The sequence below is a fragment of the Falsibacillus albus genome, from assembly GCF_003668575.1.
Lineage (GTDB): Bacteria > Bacillota > Bacilli > Bacillales > DSM-25281 > Falsibacillus > Falsibacillus albus.
Genome location: NZ_RCVZ01000003.1, coordinates 1 through 864, shown reverse-complemented (window position 1 = coordinate 864; position 864 = coordinate 1). Strand labels below are relative to the sequence as shown.

General features: G+C 53.5%; 1 protein-coding gene. It reads left to right on the top strand.

The window, feature by feature from the left end:
• Nucleotide 1: 1 nt before the first annotated feature.
• Nucleotides 2-864, top strand: an 863-nt coding sequence (locus D9X91_RS05045; RefSeq protein ID WP_121679500.1) for an aldehyde dehydrogenase family protein, incomplete at its 3' end; no start/stop codon positions are given.

Genomic DNA, 864 nt, shown 5'->3' with positions numbered 1-864 from the left:
AATGATTCCGTACAAACATGAACCATTTACAGATTTTTCGAATGAAGAGAATCAAAAGGCGTACCAAACTGGATTGAAGACAGTCGAAGGCTATCTTGGCCAGGACTACCCGCTTGTCATCGGGGGAGAGCGCGTGACGACGGAAGATAAAATCGTCTCCATCAACCCAGCGAATAAAGAAGAATTAATTGGACGTGTGTCCAAAGCGAATAAAGATTTAGCCGAAAAGGCGATGAACATTGCCTATGAAACGTTCCAAACATGGCGCAAGGTGAAGCCGGAAACGCGTGCAGATATCCTGTTCCGCGCGGCAGCGATCATCCGCCGCCGCAAGCATGAGTTCTCTGCACTGTTGACGAAGGAAGCAGGGAAGCCTTGGAACGAAGCGGATGCCGATACGGCTGAAGCGATCGACTTCCTTGAGTACTATGCGCGTCAAATGCTCAGCATCAAAGAAGGCCAAAAAGTGGAAAGCCGTCCGGGCGAATACAACCGCTACAGCTACATCCCATTGGGCGTCGGCATCGTGATCTCCCCGTGGAACTTCCCGTTTGCGATCATGGCGGGGACAACTGTGGCCGCGATCGTGACAGGAAATACGGTCCTCTTGAAGCCGGCTTCCACAACGCCGGTGGTGGCAGCGAAATTCGTGGAAGTGATGGAGGAAGCGGGACTTCCGAAGGGTGTCCTGAACTATGTACCGGGAAGCGGCGCGGAAGTGGGCGACTACTTGGTCGACCATCCGAAGACACGCTTCATCTCCTTCACAGGATCTCGTGATGTCGGAACACGCATCTATGAGCGTGCGTCCAAGGTCCATGACGGCCAGATCTGGCTGAAGCGCGTCATTGCGGAAATGGGCGG